The organism is Mesorhizobium sp. WSM3224, from assembly GCF_000427725.1.
GTDB lineage: Bacteria > Pseudomonadota > Alphaproteobacteria > Rhizobiales > Rhizobiaceae > Mesorhizobium.
In genome coordinates, this window is record NZ_ATYO01000052.1 from 1 (window position 1) to 15,163 (window position 15,163).

A 15,163-nucleotide genomic window follows, 5' to 3' on the forward strand; every position below is an offset into this window, starting at 1 on the left:
CTGGCGAAGCCGCAGGGCTGGCTGTTTCCCGGCCGCGACCCCAATCGTCCCATCGACGTGCAGGTGCTGTATTCGGCCTGCCGCTCGGCGCGCGCCGCCGCCGGCATCGACAAGCGGGTGACGGTGCATACGCTCAGGCACTCCTTCGCCACGCATCTGCTCGAGAACGGCACCGATATCCGCATCATCCAGGTGCTGCTTGGCCACAACAATCTTTCCTCGACGGCCCGCTACACCAAGGTCTCGAACGGCCTCATCCGGCGCACGACGAGCCCGCTCGACAGGCTGAACATCGAAGTGGTGCCGCCGGGCTGACCGGTTCCGCCCATGTCGGCGAGACTGGAGGTGGCGGATATCTTCGGCCGCCATGGCGAGGCGTATCGACAGGCCCATGACGGTCATCTCGGACGCGTCGAGCGGCGTGTGATGAGCGCGATCGAGCTCTGCCGGACGGCCGAGCTCGGCGGCATGTCGAGGGCTGCCGATCCTGCGGGGCGATCCGCGTGGCCTACAATTCCTGTCTTATGGGCAGATTTAGTAATGGGGAGCTGGCGGCCGCGGTGTGAGTATTTTCCTGTGAATCGTCGATTTCTCACTCTCCATAACATGGCGCCGATGCTGCCCCGTCTGCTCGGCCGCTGATGGCCGATCACAAAGGGGGACGAACATGTTGGAGACCTACTTCTCTGCGTCGAAGATGCTGGGGCATCTGCGCAGCGGGCCGTGCAGGCCATATCTGGATGGCTTCGCCGCAGCGCTCGAACGGCAGGGCTACGGCCCCGAGACGGCCGTACGCTATCTGCGTGCGGCAGCTCATGTCGGCCACGTCATGGCAGAGCGCGATGCAAGCGTGAGCGACATCGATTTGGCGGCGTTCGAACAGCATCTGCGAACGTGCCGATGTCCGCGCGCCAGGGGAGGCCGCCGCAACCATCACACCATCTACGGCGCAAGGCTCTTCCGTCGGCACCTCGAAGAAATAGGCGTGTGCAAGCCCGCGGTCGCGGCGATGCGGCCTGCCGAACCGCAATTGGTCGTCGGCTTCAAAGCATGGCTCAGCAAGCATCGCGGGGCATCCGATGCGACCATCAGGTTCTACGCGCGCGATGCAGCCAGCATTATGGCAGCACTTGGAACGGACCCGACGCGTTGGAGCCCCACCGATATCCGCGGCTACTTCATGAAGCGCGCGAGCACATGCGGGCGCGGCACCATCGAGAAGATGACCACGAGCCTGCGGGCATTCTTGCGCTACCTCGCCGTTCAAGAGCACTGCCGGGCCGGTCTCGACGATGCCGTTCCGGCCTACGCCCATTGGCAGCTTGCCGAGATGCCGCGATATCTGTCGGGCGAACAGGTCAGCCGGTTGATTGCTGCCTGCGATGGTGATGCCGGCGCGCGCCGGCGGGATCTCGCCATCGTACTACTGTTGGCTCGCCTCGGCCTGCGGGCCGGCGACGTGGCACAGCTCCGTCTCCTCGATATCGAGTGGCAGGCGGGTTCGCTGCGGGTCACGGGCAAGTCGCGCTATGAGATTCGCTTGCCGCTGCCCCAGGACGTCGGGGATGCGATCGCTGCCTATCTCGAATGTCGACCGTCGTGCTGTCGAAGTGATCGCGTGTTCCTGAGCACGATCGCGCCCAGCCGCCCGTTCCGGAACGGCGACGGCGTCTCTTCGGTGGTCAGGCGCATTATGAAGCGGGCTGGCGTCGTGACGCCCGTCAAGGGTGCGCACGCCCTGCGGCACACCGCGGCGACCGAGATGCTGCGCCATGGCGTACCGCTCGACAAGATCGGGCTAGTCCTCCGGCATCGTGGCATCGACACGACGGCCCACTACGCCAAAGCCGATGTCACTCTTCTGAAGCAGGTGGCGCAGCCTTGGCCGGAGGCACTCTGATGTTGAACACCATCGAGACCTATCTTGCACTGCGCCGTGCCACAGGCTTTGCGATGTCGAATGCCGAGTACCTGCTCAAGAGCTTCGCCGCCTTCGCGGTCGAGCGCGGGCACGCGTATGTCCAAACGCAAACAGCCATCGATTGGGCCGCGCTCGGACCATCCGTTGCGCAACGCGATGCTCGACTGAAGGCCGTCTGCCGCTTCGCACGTCATATCCGCGTCGAAGATGTCCGGCACGAGTTGCCCCCGGCCAATCACTTCGGCGCCTGCAAAAGACGTCGACCGCCGCACATCTACTCGGACACGGAGATCGGTCGCCTGATCGAAGCCGCCGGCCGGCTTCGACCTCAAGGAGGCCTGCGCTCGCTGACGTATGCGACCTTGGTCGCCCTGCTCGCGGCCACGGGGCTGCGCATCTCCTAAGCACTCAAGCTGACGTTCGCGGACATAACGAGCGACGGTCTGCTGATCCGCGAGACCAAGTTCCGCAAGACCCGTCTGGTGCCGTTGCACGATACGACGGCGGCAGGCTTGCAACGCTACCTGAAGCGCCGCGGACCTAGCTCGGGAGATGATCCCGTGTTCGCCGATACGCGTGGCCGGCCACTGCGCTACTTCGCAGTCAAAGAGACCTTCGACAGGCTGGTCTGCAAAGTTGGCATCCGGCCAACGTCGGCGCGGCGCCCTCGGCTGCATGATCCGCGGCACACGTTCGCGGTGCGGGCGCTACAAGGCAGTCCGACGGGCCGAAACCGATGCGGTACGCATATGGTCGCGCTCGCGACGTACATGGGTCACGTCAACGTCTACGCCACCTACTGGTACCTGGAGGCAACCGCCGACCTCGTGCGCGACATCGCCGTGGCGGGAGAAGCGTTCATGTCGGATGAGAGGCGAGCGTGATACCGATCGCTCCCCTCATCGAAGCGTTCCTGCGCGAAACACTCGTCCATCAGCGGGGTGCCAGCCGACACACGTGCGATTCCTATGCCCAGAGCTTCCAACTCCTGTTCGAGAGGCCGAATACAGAACCTGCACGTCGATGGGACGGGTTGCGTTCCGGCCGGGAAACAGCCAGCCCTGCGGCTTTGCCAGCCGCCAGTAGACGCGCAGGATGCGCAGAAGCTGCGCCGACAGCATCACGGTGCGGTCCTTGCCGCCCTTGCCGTGCTCGACCCGAATGACGCCGCGGCCGCTGTCGATATCGCCGACCTTCAGCCCGACGGTCTCCGAGGCGCGAAGACCCGCTGCGTAGGCCGTCGTCAGCGCCGTGCGCGTCTTCAGGCTCGGCACTGCCTCCAGGAAGTGGACGACCTCGTCGGCGCTGAGAACCACCGGCAGCGTGCGTGGCGAGCGGGCATAGACGATCCGTTCCGGAATCTCGGCATGGCCGAGTGTCACGCCGTAGAAGAACCGCAACGCGCACACCGTCTGGTTCAGCGCCGGCCACGAGATCCCGGTCGAGACCAGATGCACCTGAAAGGTGCGGACGTCCTCAAGACCAAGCCGCTCGGGGGAGCGGCCGAAATACCGGGAAAACTTCGCCACCGCGTGCACGTAGGATCGCTGCGTTGCCGGCGACAGATTGCGGATCGTCATGTCCTCGATCATGCGCCGGCGCAGAGGGCTCAACTCGGCCATCTCTCATCTCCTGTTTTCAAGATTGCGCTTCAACAGCCGCAATCCTTCAAAACAGAAGCCTCATCCGCAAACCCCCGCACCAAATGCCGCGTCAGCGGCTTCGTTCAATCCCACGACTCTTACAAATCTCATCCCGCTCTAGCTCCTCGCCAAGCCGGCGGATCAGTTCGCCGGCTTCGGCGTGGGCACCAATTGACACTCGAGGGACTCCGAACACGCGCTTTCGACGGCCGACATCGGCGGTTACGGCATAGGCTGACTTCCTAGGCCACCGGGCGTCTCGCCGGAGATTGGATATTGCGGAGAGATCGCCAGCGGTCATGGCGGCGGCATCGACGCCGCGGCGGCCGAGAATCGCGGCGACCTCGTCAGCAAGCAATGTCATGGTTCTATCGATTGCAAGGGATGTCATGGTCTTTCCTCCGGGTATCAAGCGGCGACAGGGCAAGGATCTGCGATCCGATCTTGTGAAGACGTCTCGGATAGAGCGGAGGCAGTGTGGATGCCCCGCCCCGCAGATGATCGAGAAGGGCTTCGGCCGGGTGGCGCGGCCTGAAGCCGGCGAACCGCTTGGTTTGGCATCGGCAGGAGAAGCCGGTGGCAAGAACGTGGCCTTTGTACTTGCCGGCGAGTCCCGCCGCCCAACTCATTACGAAGAGTTGTTCCGATAGCGCAGCATGCTCCCGTTCATGGCCGAACAGGCCCGCCATTCCGCAACATCCGGTAGAGGGTGTTTCGAGGCGAAGACCGAGGGTCGCGAAGACCCGCTTCCACTCCTCGACGGCGCGCGGATTGGCGGTCTTCTCGGTGCAGTGGAGAAAAAGAAAATACAACGGGATCTCGGATCGCGGCTCCCGGGCGGCAATCTTGCCGGCCTGAATCTCCATAGCAAGAAAGGATTGAAGCGAGCGCACCGGTGTACGGCAATCGCCTCCGTCGGACGCAGCCGTTCGGTACTCGAGCTCATGCATAAGCACGGTGACAGGTTCAATGCCGATGACGTGCAGGCCTGTGTCGAGCAGTCGGTTGTGGTAGGCTCGTGCCGAACTCGCGACCTGAGAGAAGCGGTCAAGCATTCCGAGAACGTGCAGGGGCTTGCCGTTGGGCCGCGCCGCGATGAGATGAACTTCGTAGCCCAGAGCCGTCAGGAGATCGCGCGCTGCATGGACGGTATCGCCATCGAAAGCGCCCGTGAAGGTGTCCTCAACGAGAAGCACAGTCCGTTGCTTCACATCGACAGAAAGACGCGACCAAGTGCGGATGTGCGCATCGGAAGGGATTATGGCTCCACGCGCCGGTATGAGCGCCGGCAGGTCGACGAGGCCGACCACGTATTTGGTGAGCCGAAGGAACGAGGCGGCGCGAAGCAGTGGATTGGCGAGCCACGAAACGCGTCGTGCGATCGGAATGGCCGCCTCCATGCACGCAACAAGTTGGTCGCGCAGACCGCGTCGGTGACGACGGTGATACGCGTCTAGGAACTGCGCCTTCATCGCGGGAATGTCGACCTTGATCGGGCACTGGCTCGAGCAGGCCTTGCAGGACAAGCAGGTCATGAGAGAGGCGTGGAGTTCGTCCTCGATGGCGGGCAAGGCGGCTGCCTCCTCACCGCGTTCCGCTTCGCTGCGTAACCTGGTCCACTCGCGCAGCAGCGCCGCCCGTCCCTTCGGCGACTGTCTGCGATCACGCGTCGCCTTGTAAGAGGGACACATCGGATCGTCCGCATCCCAGTTGAAGCAAGCGCCGTTGCCGTTGCAGGCAAGCGCCCGGTCAAAGCGGCGGGCATACTCGGGCGCGATGGCCCGGTCGAACGCGCCACGAAGGGGTACTTCATCGATGCGGTCGATGTGACTGATGCCGTCGTGCGCTGCAAGTTTTCCCGGGTTGAAGATGTTGTGCGGATCGAACACTGCCTTTATGCGGCAGAGCTCTTGATAAAGCTCCGGACCAAAGAAGAAGGGCGAGTATTCGCCGCGGAACCCACGGCCGTGTTCGCCCCACAGTAAGCCGCCGTATTTCTTCGTCAGCGCGGCAACCGCATCTGAGACCGGGCGGATGAGAGCGGCATCCGCCGGATCCTTCATGTCGAGCGCCGGTCGCACATGCAAGCATCCAACGTCCGCATGTCCGAACATGCCGTAGGTCAGGTTATGGCTGTCAAGGATTGCGCGGAACTCAGCCACGAAATCGGGAAGATTCTCCGGTGGCACTGCCGCGTCTTCTACGAAGGCGGTTCCTTGCCGATCGCCGCCCAACCGTCCGAGTAAGCCGACGCACTTCTCGCGCAATGACCAAAGACGGCCGACAAGCGCTGGATTGCGCACGACCGTCCAATCGAGGGCGACATCCGGAGCCTCCGCGAGGAGGATCAACAAACGCTCAACCCTCGACTCCAGTTCTTCCGCGCTATCGGCGACGAATTCGGCGACGTTGAGGCCGCACACCTGCGCCGCGCTGGTGCCCCCGAGAACGCTCTCAATATCGTTCCAGATGGCATCTTCCCTGGCGAGGGAGAGCACCTTATCGTCCAGGATTTCGATCGCGGCCGGATCTGCGGCGAGCAGCCGCTGGACGTCGCCCAGCGCGGTCTGGAAGGAGGCGTAGCGAATGGCGACGACGGCGCGGCAAGCAGGAAGCCGGCGCACGTGCAGGGTCAGGCGCTTGGTGATGGCAAGCGTGCCTTCAGAACCGGCCAGCAAATACTGGAGCCGAAATCGGCCATTCTCGTCAAGCACGTTCTTGAGGTTATAGCCAGTGAGGCCGCGGTTCATCTCGGGAAAGATGTCGCGAATGACGTCGCGCCGTTCGGTGACGACGCGATGCACCTCCCGATGGATGCGTCCGGCAAGCGTGTCTTGCGCGGCCACCCCGGCGAGGGCTGCCGGTTCCAGGGTCTTGATTGAAACCATCTCACCATTGGCGAGGACGACATCCATCGCCTCGATATAATCGGAGGTCTTTCCGTAGATCCGCGATCCCTTCCCAGAGGCATCCGTCGCGACCATGCCGCCGAGGGTCGCGCGCGAGGCGGTCGAGACGGTCGGCGGGAAGAACAGACCGTACGGCTTCAGAAAGGCGTTGAGCTGGTCAAGGACGACGCCGGGCTCTACGGTCACCGTGCCGGCTTCCACGTCCAACGTGCCGATTCTGTTTAAATGGCGCGAGGTGTCTATGACGACGCCGGAGGTCAGCGACTGCCCGTTAGTGCCGGTTCCTCCCCCACGCGCCGAAAGCGGAACTCGCCCAAACGCCCCTGAAGCGGCAAGAGCGATGACGCGGTCGAGGTCATTTCCCTCACGCGGATAAAGGACCACCTGCGGGATGACCTGATAGATGCTATTGTCTGTGGCGAAGACGGTTCGGGTGGCGAGATCGCGCGCGATCTCTCCGCGGTAGCCAGAGCGCACCAGTGCCTCTAGGAACGGCGAAATATCGGTCGCCTCCCCATGTCCGCTCCGCCGCGTTTCCATCACTGCGTCGGGCCTGCCGCCTCTCTCAGTTGCGCCAATGCGTCGGCGATCGAATCCTGTTGGACCTTGGCATAGAGGTCGAGCTCGTTGGCGATTTTCGCTCCCAATCCTTCCTCGAATGCTTGACGGTTCGAGCTTTCGGCATAGTTCTGCTGCTCATCCGTGCCAAGATTCGACTGAAAGATGCCTGCCGCGCTGACCGGCAGGAAATCTTCATAGATGATAGGATCAAAACGCAGGTAGCCGCGAGCGACAAGCTCATCAAGCGCAGGGAGGATCGTCTCCCGTGTGATGGTGGCAAGACCTTCCGGGGTCGGCGAATAGCGGAAGTAGGCGAGCCGCTGATCGCGTAGGTCGCTCCAGCTGTCGGGAAACGCCTTGAACCGTTCTGCCAGTTCGCTTTCGTAATCACCGGCACGAGAGCCTGTTGCGCCCACCTGGACATCGCGACGAACCGAGGCCAGCAACTCGTCGTAAAGCGCGCGGCCCCTCGGGGTGAGCGCCACGCCGCGCTGCTCGATCTCGCCGAAGCGGGCTGTGTGCGTTCCTTCAACCGAGCCCCCGTCTTCGGCCTTGAACTCGATCCGCTCCTCAAGTGCTTTAAAGCTGGTCTGCCGAAGCAGGATCGGGCAGTTGCGACGCGGCGGGCCTTCAATCACGGCCTTTGGGGTGATGCCCCATGTTGGCATGCCAACTTGCACGGCGTCGATGTCTAGCGTGCGGGGCGTCAGGTGATTGATGTGGGGCCCGCGGAAGCTCACCACGTCCGCAATCAGACGGTGGGCGTAGTGCAGCTTGAGGTGGGTGGCCAACGTCACTGTAGCATCACTATGCCATCGAAAGGTCTCCAGAACCTCGCGCACGAATTCCTCGGCTTGGTCTTGGTCAAGATCGCCTTCGGCCTCAAAGACTTCGACGAGCTCGAGAGTTCGAGGGCTGAAGATCTGCCGCTCCGACAGAATGCGCGCTGCTTCCTTGCGGAGCGCTTCGTCCTCGATCAGCTCGAGGCGAAGAAGCGAGGTAAAGACGCGAAACGGATTGCGACGCAAAGCCTCGTTTTCGACAGGGCGAAAGGCTGTTGAATGCACCGGCACGCCAGCGACCGAAAGATCATAGTAGCCGACCGGATGCATGCCGAGCACCGCAAAGACCCGGCGGATGTTGAAGAGCTCTTCCGGAGTGCCGAGCCGAACGGCGCCGTGACGCTCGACACTAAGTCGGTCCAGTTCGCCGTTGCGCCGCAGTATCTGCTCTAGTTCGGGGTCTTTGGCCAGTGTCGCTGCGTTGATTTCGGTCACAAGGTCGACCAGAGCACCATACTGCGGTACCTCGGCACGGTACATATTCGACATGGCGATCGAGAAGAGCGACCGGATCTCGTCGGAATGAACTTTCTGCGAAGGGATGCTGCGGGGATTTACAGGAGCGTTCACGGTTAATCTCGTCCGTTGTCGGGAATCCGAAGCAAGCCACCGGAGCCGCTCCGGTGATCAGGGTGCGATCAGAGCGTCATTCGGCTGTCCTCGATATCGACATCTGTTCATGAGTTCATTCCTCATTGGAATGAGATGCACTCTGTATCTCTTGACGACGCCAAGGCAGGCAGCCAAGTTCGGCGATGCACAAGTCAGGCAAGGACGAGAGCTGTGCTCGGCCGCTATGTCGGGCGGAGCGCCGGCAAGGAGACTTGCACTTCAGCGGAGGTCAAGGTGTAGGTGATGCAGGATTGGAATGACATGCTCAGTGTTCGGCGGTTTGTGCCGTCGCTTTCCCTGTTGATGGCCTTCGAGGCGGCAGCACGTACCGGCAGCGTAACCTCCGCGGCAAGGGAACTCTCGCTGACGCAAAGTGCTGTCAGCCGTCAGATCAAGATGCTGGAAGAACAGCTTGGTGTGGAGCTATTCCACCGCGAACGGCAAACAATCCGCCTCACGGGCGGAGGCGAGGTCTACGCCCGCGAGATCCGGGAAAGCCTCCGCAAGATCAGTGCTGCCTCCCTTATGCTTCGAACCAACCCTTTGGGTGGCACGCTCACGCTGGCAATCCTACCGACCTTCGGCACGCGTTGGCTGGCACCTCGGCTGCCCGGCTTTCTCGCTGCAAACCCTGGTATCACCATCAATCTCGTTACCAAATTATCTCCGTTCGACTTTCGCCTTGAGCCGATCGACGCGGCGATCCATTTTGGCACCGCGGAGTGGCCGGGAGGCGATCTGACTTTGTTGCGATCGGAGATCGTGATTCCGGCGTGTAGCCAAGAACTGCTCAACTTCCATCAGTTCGGATATCCGATCGATCTGAAAAAGGCCCCGCTTCTCCACCTGACCACGCGCCCGAAGGCCTGGGAAAAATGGTTCGCGATGAACGGCGAGGCCACCCAGCCCGTTCCTGGCATGCTGTTTGACCAGTTCGCGACGGCTGCGCAGGCAGCAATCGCCAGCATGGGAGTCGGCTTGCTGCCGCAGTTCCTGATCGAGGACGAGCTTGCCACCGGTAATCTCGTACCTGCTCTGGACTTGCCGATGAAAAGCGCAGAGGCCTATTACCTGGCTTGGCCGCACGAGCGCGAGAAACACCCCCCGCTCGTCGCATTCCGGAACTGGCTCGTCGCGGAAACTGCAGCGGACCGGTGAGGCTGCTCACATTCAGGAGCAACCGTCCTATCAGGCCGCGAGAGCGCGGTCGACGCGCTTTGTCACTGCCCCAACGAGGAATGCGCCGAGCTCGATTTCTTTCTGGCGGATACATCCTTAAGCAGGAAAACTCTTGCCGCCGGCAAGCAGATCAGGAACTGCAAAATGCGGGATGGGGCGTGACCTGTCTAGCTTCCAATCTCGGTGCTGTAGATCTTGTTCACGTAGTGTTTCGTGGATAAATCGGCCGTTTTGACATCCGGATACAGTCATGAAGCGACATCTCAGCATTATTCAGGTGAATGTTCATCGTCGCGAAGGGCATGCCCTCGAGCACCGCGATTGCTCTCATCGATTTGCCGACCATTTGAGGCAAAGGGCCTGCCTGGCAGTGAGTTCGACCTGTACTCTCTCGCCGTCGGCTCGGCCCCTGTCGACGACGGTCGAAAATCGCTGATAAACAACGACAAGAGCTGAAGCGCTGGAGAGAGCAAAGGCGGTCGCTGCCGCAAACTTATCGATGTCGCGCTCCAGCGACAGCGACAGCTTGTGCGATGCGACCGTCATCATCGGCGGTGGCCAAACGCCGCCCGGATCGGGACAGCAATGCCCGACCGGAGCCACAATCGCCTGCCTCAGCAGAGAAATTCAGAAATTGCAAACTCAGCCAGACAATTCCTTCTCGGGCTGTCGGCCGCCCACGTGAAGGCCTCCATCTTAACCGCACGGTCGTGACGACTGAATCGACATTCCTATAGTCGCGTTCCAGATAGCGCTGTTGCCGCTCATTCGGGTAGTTCGATATCGCGTAGGTAGCACTGGCTGGCTGTTAAGGTAGGCATAGCAGTCGAAACCGAGCTTATGGATTGCGCCGACAGAAACGGTGCCGGACCCGAGAAATCGCCCCTCCCATTGGCTGGATAAAGTTCGTCTGTGCCTTGAAACGTTCTGGGATTAAATGCCAATGGCCTCGTATGCGTCAGCGACCTTGCGAATGGAAGCGACGTAGGCGGCCGTCCTGTAGTCGCCGAGGTCCGGCTGCTCCTCAAGCAGGTCGGCAATACGCGACCAGGTGCTGCGCATGACATCTTCTAGGCCGGACCGGACGAGATCGATCTCGGCAACGCCCTCCAGGAATTCATCGCGAATGTCGGCGGGAAATGGCTGGCCGGTCATCCGCTCAAGAGCCGTGGCAAATCGTGTGATTGCGTCGCTCCCGCCGCCGTCTTTCCATCAGGCCGAACGGAATATGGGTCAGGTTCTTCACCCATTCAAAGTAGCTGACGACCACGCCACCAGCATTGACGTAGAGATCGGGAAGGACGGTCACTCCTCCTGAGCGCAGCATTTGATCGGCCTGGAAAGTAACCGGGCCATTGACGGCTTCGGCGATGAGATGTGCTTTGATGCGCGCGGCATTCTCGACGTGAATGGTATTCTCCATCGCCGCCGGGATGAGGATGTCGCAGGGCTGTTCCAGACCCGTCATGTCTCCGGCGAATGAAGTTGCTCCGTCAAATCCCAGGATGCTGCCGGTACGCAGCTGATGCTGCTTCAGCGCCTCTATCGCAAGACCTTCCGGATTGGCGACATATCCGTCGCGCTCGGCAATGAGGATGATTCGCGCGCCATCGTCCTCGGAGAGGAACTTGGCAGCGTGATAGCCGACATTGCCGAACCCTTGAACAATTACGGATGCGCCCTTGAGGTCGCGCCGTTCTCCAACAATCCCCATGGTACGGGCATCCCGAAGATAGCTCTGGATGGCGAACTGCACGCCCCTGCCCGTCGCCTCCGTGCGGCCGGCAATCCCGCCTTTGGAGAGCGGCTTCCTGTGACGCAGGCACGTACGTTGATCACGTCGGTCGGGTTGGCACGACGGAACTCGTCGGCCATCCACGCCATTTCTCGCTCGCTTGTGCCCACGTCTGGAGCCGGCACGTTGAGGCCGGGACCGATTAGACCGCGCTTAGTGAGCTCCTGAGTGAAGCGCCGGGTGATGCGCTCGAGTTCCTGCGGCGTCCATTCGCGCGGGTCGATCTTGAGTGCTCCTTTCGAACCTCCGAACGGAACATCTACCAGCGCGCATTTGAGCGTCATCAGCGCCGCGAGCGCCTCCACCTCCTCTGCATCGGCATCAGGCGCAAAGCGGATACCGCCTTTGACCGGCTCGCAATGCTCGCTGTGCACCGAGCGCCAGCCGACAAAGCTGTACATCCGGCCGCGCAGCCTGACGCCGAAACGTACCGTGTACGTCGAGTTGCACTGGACGATCCGCTCGGCAAGCCCCTCCTGTAGATCGAGGAACGACATGGCGTGGCGGAAATTCTGGCCAACACTCTGCAGAAAACTCGAGGCACAGGCTTCCAGCTGAACCGCGCTTGCCGGGGTCGTCGCAGGGCCCGCCTCGCCCCAATGACGTACTGATGACATTTCTACACACAACTCGGGTATCCTCCTTCTGTATGCTCGACGCTCACGATTAGGAATGCAGTGCGGTCACATTACAGTCTGCAGACAATGCAAGGCTGGCCGGGACCACAAACGCTTTGGCTGGAGTGAATTCTTTCGATATGTCCTTTGTTTCGCCGGTCTGGGGTGCTGTGAGTGCCCTTTCAGCTCAACACAATGCGCTGGAGGCATTGCGCACTAGGAGGGCGTAAATCAGCGTGAACAACCGACGAGCGGTGTCTTTGTCGACGCTCACCTTCGATGAGAGACGCTCTCTCAGTAGTTCGGCAGCATCGTTGTGGATGGCGCGCCGAGTAATTTCGATCGCCTCCAGCCTTTCAGGGCCGGGCCAAGCGATGGGACGGTGGTAGCTTTCGCAAATGTATGCGTAATCCTTGGTCAGCCGGCGGAACGGAGCTAGTGACAGAAAGTGGCTCACAACGTGCGCTCCCTTTTCGGTACCGATGTGCAGCGCCAGGTGTGCGTCTGCGAGTGCGATGCTGAGGCGGCAAGGTCCACCGTCGTGTCCGCCTGGAATGAAAGTGTTACTTTCCAGGAGGTCGCGGATTGCAATTGCTTGTTCACGCTCTACTCGCACGTCGCTACTGCCACCAAAAGAACGTTCAAGCGACACTTGACAGAGCCGGAACTCAGCGGCGCCCATCGGTTCTGCTCCGCTCCGCTACATTCGTTCGACACACATGGCGACGCCCATGCCGCCGCCTATGCACAGGGTGGCCAGTCCCTTCTTGGCGCCGCGTCGGCGCATCTCGAAGACCAGCGTGTTGAAGATGCGGGCGCCCGAGGCGCCGATCGGGTGGCCGATGGCGATGGCGCCGCCATTGACGTTGACGATCGCGGGATCCCAGCCCATGTCCTTGTTGACGGCGCAGGCCTGTGCGGCGAATGCCTCGTTGGCCTCGACAAGGTCGAGATCCCCTGCCGACCAGCCGGCCCGTTCCAAAGCCTTGCGCGAGGCGGGAATGGGTCCGGTGCCCATGATCGCCGGATCGACGCCGGCGGTTGCCCAGGAGACAATGCGCGCCAGCGGGGTGATGCCGCGCCTGGCGGCTTCCGCTTCGCTCATCAGCAGCGCGCCGGCGGCACCGTCATTGATGCCGGAAGCGTTGGCGGCGGTCACCGTGCCGTCCTTGTCGAAGGCCGGCTTCAGCTTGGTCATGGCATCGATCGTGGCGCCGTGGCGGATGTATTCGTCCTGATCGACAACCGTGTCACCTTTCTTGCCCTTGATGGTGAAGGCGACGATCTCGTCCTTGAACTTGCCGGCCTTCTGCGCGGCCTCGGCCTTGTTCTGCGAGGCCAGCGCGAACTGGTCCTGGTCATCGCGGGTGATCTGGAACTGGCGGGCGACGTTCTCGGCGGTGTTGCCCATGTGGTAGCCGTTGAAGGCGTCCCACAGCCCGTCCTTGATCATGGTATCGATCATCTTGTAGTCGCCCATCTTGACGCCGGCGCGCAAGTGCTCGGCGTGCGGCGACAGCGACATCGATTCCTGGCCGCCGGCGATGATCACCTTGGCGTCACCGGTGGCGATCTGCTGCATGCCGAGCGCGATGGCGCGCAAGCCCGAACCACAGACCTGGTTGAGGCCCCAGGCGGTGGTCTCCTTGGGCGGGCCGGCCAGGATCGAGGCCTGGCGGGCCGGGTTCTGGCCTTGCGCCGCGGTCAGCACCTGGCCGAGGATGACCTCGTCCACCTCGCCAGCCTCGACACCAGCACGCGCCAAAAGTTCCTTGACGACGACGGCGCCGAGCTCATGCGCGGGCGTGGCGGCGAAGGCACCGTTGAAGGAGCCTACGGCCGTGCGCGCGGCGCTGGCAATGACGATGGAGGTTTTGGTCATAATCGCACCCTCTATTTTGGGACCGGCGGCTGCAGCCAGCACACCCGCCTCAGGTGACGATCGTTGCTTCGGTTGCGGCGCGGAGTTCGTCCTCAGTGACGCCATCGGCGCAGTCGACGAGCTTCAGCCCGCCCTCGACCACATCGAGAACGCCCAAGTTTGTGATGATACGGTCGACCACCCCTTTACCCGTAAGCGGCAGGGTGCAGGCTTTGAGCACCTTCGATTCCCCGGCCTTGTTGGTGTGGTCCATGACAACGATGACGCGTTTCACGCCGGCGACAAGATCCATCGCGCCGCCCATGCCCTTGACCAGCTTGCCGGGGATCATCCAGTTGGCGAGGTCGCCGTTCTCGGCCACTTCCATGGCGCCTAAGATCGCCATTGCGATCTTGCCGCCGCGGATCATCGCAAAGCTCTGGGCAGAGTCAAAGAAGGCCGAATGCGGCAGCGCCGTCACCGTCTGCTTGCCGGCATTGATGAGGTCGGCGTCGATCTCGTGCTCGGTCGGGAATGGACCGATGCCAAGCAAGCCATTCTCCGACTGCAGCGTCACGTGAATGCCGTCTGGAATATGATTGGCGACGAGCGTCGGAATGCCGATGCCAAGATTGACATAGGTGCCGTCCTCAAGCTCGCGCGCGGCCCGCGCCGCCATCTGGTCCCTGTCCCAGGCCATCTGTCACCTCCCCTTCAAGCCGCAGCACGCGTCGTGCGCTGTTCAATGCGCTTCTCGTGCTTGCCCTCAATTAGGCGATGCACATAGATCCCCGGCAGGTGGATCTGGTCAGGCTCCAGACTGCCGACGGGAACGATCTCCTCGACTTCGGCGACACAGGTCCTGCCGCACGTGGCAGCCGGCGGGTTGAAGTTGCGCGCTGTCTTGCGGAACACCAGGTTGCCCGAGGCATCTGCCTTCCAGGCTTTCACAATTGACAGGTCGGCGACGATGCCGGTCTCAAGCATATAGGTTTCCCCGTCGAAGACCTTGTGCTCCTTGCCCTCTGCCACGACGGTCCCCACGCCGGTCTTGGTGTAGAAGCCGGCGATGCCAGCGCCGCCGGCCCGCATGCGTTCAGCCAGCGTCCCTTGCGGATTGAACTCAAGTTCCAGTTCCCCGCTCAGATACTGGCGCATGAACTCGGCATTCTCGCCGACATAAGAGGAGATCATCTTCCTGATCTGCTTGGTCTTGAGCAGCA

General features: G+C 61.9%; 14 protein-coding genes and 2 pseudogenes. 6 read left to right on the forward strand and 10 right to left on the reverse strand.

What is annotated here, in order from left to right; genetic code table 11:
- From YU3_RS0133295 to YU3_RS41980, 5 genes and pseudogenes are all read left to right on the forward strand, one after another.
- On the forward strand, window positions 1–315 hold a 315-nt coding region (locus YU3_RS0133295), incomplete at its 5' end, for a tyrosine-type recombinase/integrase (RefSeq protein WP_027170219.1).
- A gap of 12 nt (window positions 316–327) precedes the next feature.
- Window positions 328–521 (forward strand): annotated as a pseudogene (locus YU3_RS41970) (transposase zinc-binding domain-containing protein); the annotation flags it as partial.
- A 146-nt stretch (window positions 522–667) separates the two neighbouring features.
- Window positions 668–1,900, forward strand: a complete 1,233-nt coding sequence (locus YU3_RS0133300; protein ID WP_245273734.1) for a tyrosine-type recombinase/integrase — start codon at window positions 668–670, stop codon at window positions 1,898–1,900.
- Window positions 1,900–2,325, forward strand: coding sequence for a hypothetical protein (locus YU3_RS41975; protein WP_245273735.1), 426 nt, complete (start codon window positions 1,900–1,902; stop codon window positions 2,323–2,325). The genes YU3_RS0133300 and YU3_RS41975 overlap by 1 nt, the downstream gene beginning before the upstream one ends.
- A 9-nt stretch (window positions 2,326–2,334) precedes the next feature.
- Window positions 2,335–2,805, forward strand: a complete 471-nt coding sequence (locus YU3_RS41980) for a tyrosine-type recombinase/integrase (protein ID WP_348631206.1) — start codon at window positions 2,335–2,337, stop codon at window positions 2,803–2,805.
- A gap of 15 nt (window positions 2,806–2,820) precedes the next feature.
- Here YU3_RS41980 and YU3_RS38200 read toward each other — a convergent pair whose 3' ends face one another.
- From YU3_RS38200 to YU3_RS38210, 4 genes are all read right to left on the reverse strand, one after another.
- Complete coding sequence (locus YU3_RS38200) at window positions 2,821–3,543, reverse strand: site-specific integrase (protein ID WP_084508490.1); 723 nt, start codon at window positions 3,541–3,543, stop codon at window positions 2,821–2,823.
- Between the two features lie 91 nt (window positions 3,544–3,634).
- Entirely contained in the window at window positions 3,635–3,955 is a 321-nt protein-coding gene (locus tag YU3_RS0133315) for a hypothetical protein (RefSeq protein ID WP_156913691.1), read from the reverse strand.
- Window positions 3,933–7,013, reverse strand: a complete 3,081-nt coding sequence (locus YU3_RS38205; protein ID WP_156913692.1) for an FAD-binding and (Fe-S)-binding domain-containing protein — start codon at window positions 7,011–7,013, stop codon at window positions 3,933–3,935. The genes YU3_RS0133315 and YU3_RS38205 overlap by 23 nt, the downstream gene beginning before the upstream one ends.
- Entirely contained in the window at window positions 7,013–8,419 is a 1,407-nt protein-coding gene (locus YU3_RS38210; protein ID WP_051334201.1) for a VOC family protein, read from the reverse strand. Before YU3_RS38210 ends, YU3_RS38205 begins: the two co-directional genes overlap by 1 nt.
- 330 nt (window positions 8,420–8,749) lie before the next feature.
- On the opposite strand from YU3_RS38210, the gene YU3_RS0133330 reads away from it, so the two are divergent.
- Window positions 8,750–9,646, forward strand: a complete 897-nt coding sequence (locus YU3_RS0133330; protein WP_027170222.1) for a LysR family transcriptional regulator — start codon at window positions 8,750–8,752, stop codon at window positions 9,644–9,646.
- 348 nt (window positions 9,647–9,994) lie between these two features.
- Here the strand turns inward: YU3_RS0133330 and YU3_RS0133335 are convergent, their stop codons facing one another.
- From YU3_RS0133335 to YU3_RS38220, 6 genes and pseudogenes are all read right to left on the reverse strand, one after another.
- Window positions 9,995–10,216 (reverse strand): hypothetical protein, encoded by a 222-nt coding sequence (locus YU3_RS0133335; RefSeq protein WP_027170223.1) that lies wholly within the window; start codon window positions 10,214–10,216, stop codon window positions 9,995–9,997.
- Between the two features lie 384 nt (window positions 10,217–10,600).
- Window positions 10,601–11,959: pseudogene (locus tag YU3_RS38215) on the reverse strand (Glu/Leu/Phe/Val dehydrogenase).
- A gap of 307 nt (window positions 11,960–12,266) precedes the next feature.
- Entirely contained in the window at window positions 12,267–12,761 is a 495-nt protein-coding gene (locus YU3_RS0133345; protein WP_027170224.1) for a UPF0262 family protein, read from the reverse strand.
- Between the two features lie 18 nt (window positions 12,762–12,779).
- The gene (locus YU3_RS0133350) at window positions 12,780–13,961 is read right to left on the reverse strand and encodes an acetyl-CoA C-acetyltransferase (protein ID WP_036260212.1); all 1,182 of its coding nucleotides are present in this window, start codon (window positions 13,959–13,961) and stop codon (window positions 12,780–12,782) included.
- 49 nt (window positions 13,962–14,010) lie between these two features.
- Window positions 14,011–14,640 (reverse strand): CoA transferase subunit B, encoded by a 630-nt coding sequence (locus tag YU3_RS0133355; protein WP_027170226.1) that lies wholly within the window; start codon window positions 14,638–14,640, stop codon window positions 14,011–14,013.
- Between the two features lie 14 nt (window positions 14,641–14,654).
- On the reverse strand, window positions 14,655–15,163 hold a 509-nt coding region (locus YU3_RS38220), incomplete at its 5' end, for a CoA transferase subunit A (protein ID WP_036260152.1).

Bases quoted from the DNA above. Each gene is read 5' to 3' on its own strand.
- YU3_RS0133300 (WP_245273734.1), top strand. From the start codon at position 668: ATGTTGGAGACCTACTTCTCTGCGTCGAAGATGCTGGGGCATCTGCGC.
- YU3_RS41975 (WP_245273735.1), top strand. From the start codon at position 1,900: ATGTTGAACACCATCGAGACCTATCTTGCACTGCGCCGTGCCACAGGC.
- YU3_RS38200 (WP_084508490.1), bottom strand. From the start codon at position 3,543: ATGGCCGAGTTGAGCCCTCTGCGCCGGCGCATGATCGAGGACATGACG.
- YU3_RS0133315 (WP_156913691.1), bottom strand. From the start codon at position 3,955: ATGACATCCCTTGCAATCGATAGAACCATGACATTGCTTGCTGACGAG.
- YU3_RS38205 (WP_156913692.1), bottom strand. From the start codon at position 7,013: ATGGAAACGCGGCGGAGCGGACATGGGGAGGCGACCGATATTTCGCCG.
- YU3_RS0133330 (WP_027170222.1), top strand. From the start codon at position 8,750: ATGCTCAGTGTTCGGCGGTTTGTGCCGTCGCTTTCCCTGTTGATGGCC.
- YU3_RS0133335 (WP_027170223.1), bottom strand. From the start codon at position 10,216: ATGATGACGGTCGCATCGCACAAGCTGTCGCTGTCGCTGGAGCGCGAC.
- YU3_RS0133345 (WP_027170224.1), bottom strand. From the start codon at position 12,761: ATGGGCGCCGCTGAGTTCCGGCTCTGTCAAGTGTCGCTTGAACGTTCT.
- YU3_RS0133350 (WP_036260212.1), bottom strand. From the start codon at position 13,961: ATGACCAAAACCTCCATCGTCATTGCCAGCGCCGCGCGCACGGCCGTA.
- YU3_RS0133355 (WP_027170226.1), bottom strand. From the start codon at position 14,640: ATGGCCTGGGACAGGGACCAGATGGCGGCGCGGGCCGCGCGCGAGCTT.